The following is a 2,465-nucleotide window of genomic DNA, read 5'->3' as shown; positions in this document are numbered from 1 at the left end:
TTTGAAGTCCTGGGGGCTGGAAGTCGTATTCGCAAAGCACGCGGGGAGTTCCAACGGAACGTATGCAGGAAATATCCGGCAACGCCTCGAGGACCTGCAGGAAGCCATGGACGATGAAGAAGCCAAAGTCATATTCTGTAGTCGGGGCGGTTACGGAGCCGTGCATCTGATAGGCAAACTGGATTTTACCAAGTTTAGGCAGCATCCCAAATGGCTCATCGGATTCAGTGACATCACCGCCCTCCATAATCTGTTCCAGCAGAACGGCTTCGCGTCGTTGCACGCCCCCATGGCGCGCCATCTCACAGTAGAACCGGAAGACGACTTCTGCACACAAGCACTGAAGGATATACTATTCGGGCAGGCATTGGGAGGAACCGAAGCATTCAGTTATGTCTGCCCGGGGCACAAACTAAATCATAAGGGAGAGGGAAAAGGCGTGTTGCGCGGCGGCAATTTGTCTGTGTTCTACGGGCTGCGTGGTACTCCTTACGATATTCCCGCCGAAGGCACCATCCTCTTCATCGAAGATGTGGGAGAACGCCCACATGCGGTGGAACGCATGATGTACAATCTCAAACTGGGAGGTGTCCTCGACAAGCTTTCCGGCCTCATCATCGGACAATTCACCGAATACGAGGAGAACAAGTCCCTGGGAAAAGACCTATATGGCGCATTGGCCGATTTGGTGAAGGAATACGATTACCCGATATGTTTCGATTTTCCCGTCGGACATGTCAGCATGAACGTACCGCTGATAAACGGTGCTGCGGTAACATTGGAAGTTGGAAAGAAAGAAGTGAAACTAAGTTTTAATACAGAAAGAGAATGAAACGGAATTATACATTTATCCCGTTGCTGCTGTTGCTGATTGTAGCGATAGTGGCATGCAGCAACAACAGCAGCAAGTCTGCAGCCGATAATGACAGTGAGGGCGATGCGACCAAAGCGACTGTCCAAGTGCCCCAGTTCAGTGCAGACAGTGCATACCAATACATACAGACCCAAGCGGATTTTGGTCCGCGCGTGCCCAACACCGCCGCCCACAAAGCCTGCGGAGAATTCCTTGCCAAGAAGCTGGAGGAATTCGGCGCCAAGGTATACAACCAGCATGCCGACCTGGTGGCTTACGACAACACCATCCTGAAAGCGCGCAATGTTATCGGCGCCTATAATCCGGAAAGTAAAAGGCGTGTACTGCTCTGTGCCCATTGGGACAGCCGTCCTTATGCCGACCAGGATGCCGACAAGACGAAGCATCACAGCCCCATCCTGGGTGTGAACGATGGAGCCAGCGGTGTAGGCGTATTGCTCGAAGTGGCCCGCCAACTGCAACAGCAGGCTCCAGCCATCGGCATCGACATCATCTTCTTTGACGCTGAAGACTATGGCATCCCCTACTTCTATCAAGGTGCATACAAGAACGACACTTGGTGCCTGGGCTCGCAATATTGGGGACGAGTACCCCATGTAGACGGCTATAATGCCCGCTACGGCATCCTGCTCGACATGGTGGGCGGAAAGAACGCCACCTTCTACAAGGAACAGTTCTCTCAAAGAACCGCCGGTAAGTACGTGAACAAGATATGGAACACAGCCCACCGCCTGGGCTTCGGCAACTTCTTCCCCAAAGAAAAAGGCACCGAAGTGACAGACGACCATATGTATGTATACAACCTGCGGCAGATTCCCTGCGTAGACATCATCAACTATGACCCGAACTGCGACACCGGCTTCGGTGACTTCTGGCACACGATAGACGACACCATGGACATCATCGACAAGGGCACTCTCAACGCAGTGGGACAGACCTTGCTGGAAGTCATCTACAATGAGAAATAGACCATCAAATAGTAAATCGTAAATAGTAAAATAGTAAATCCCATGATAAGTATCAACGAAGTACAAGATGAAGTAATTGCCGAATTCAATGATTTCGACGATTGGATGGACCGGTACCAACTTCTTATTGATTTAGGAAACGAGCAGGAACCGCTCGACGAAAAATACAAGACGGAACAAAACCTGATTGAAGGTTGCCAGAGCCGCGTATGGCTGCAGGCAGACGAAGTGGACGGAAAAATTATTTTCCAGGCCGAAAGCGACGCACTGATTGTGAAAGGAATCATTTCACTGCTTATCAAAGTACTCTCCGGGCACACACCGGATGAGATACTGAACGCCGACCTCTATTTCATTGATAAAATAGGACTGAAGGAACACTTGTCGCCCACCCGTAGCAACGGACTGCTGTCTATGGTAAAACAGATGCGAATGTATGCGCTGGCCTTCAAAGCGAAAGGCATCTAAAGGTTACGACCGACAATATATAAGCTAATAATCAGCAGATTATATTTACCGGATGTTTACCCTATAATGTAAAAGCGTTATGTCTTATCCTGATATAGGTAGACACATTTACAAACTAATAAATGTGTTACTATTATGACTTCAAAACGAAAGCT

At 49.5% G+C, this 2,465-nt stretch carries 3 protein-coding genes; all 3 read left to right on the top strand.

From position 1 onward, the window contains the following. Positions 1 to 832: LD-carboxypeptidase (locus tag ABUA47_RS24170; RefSeq protein ID WP_349832219.1), on the top strand; the 832-nt coding region annotated here is incomplete at its 5' end. Next, complete coding sequence (locus ABUA47_RS24165; protein ID WP_005830510.1) at positions 829 to 1,842, top strand: M20 family metallopeptidase; 1,014 nt, start codon at positions 829 to 831, stop codon at positions 1,840 to 1,842. The genes ABUA47_RS24170 and ABUA47_RS24165, both read left to right, overlap by 4 nt. A 45-nt stretch (positions 1,843 to 1,887) precedes the next feature. Beyond that, positions 1,888 to 2,310, top strand: coding sequence for a SufE family protein (locus ABUA47_RS24160; RefSeq protein WP_034523308.1), 423 nt, complete (start codon positions 1,888 to 1,890; stop codon positions 2,308 to 2,310). The last annotated feature ends 155 nt before the right edge of the window (positions 2,311 to 2,465 follow it).

The organism is Bacteroides sp. RTP31139st1_H2_RTP31139_211217 (assembly GCF_040227615.1).
GTDB lineage: Bacteria > Bacteroidota > Bacteroidia > Bacteroidales > Bacteroidaceae > Bacteroides > Bacteroides uniformis.
The sequence above is the reverse complement of the archived record's forward strand: the minus strand, read 5'-3'. Positions and strand labels throughout refer to the sequence as shown.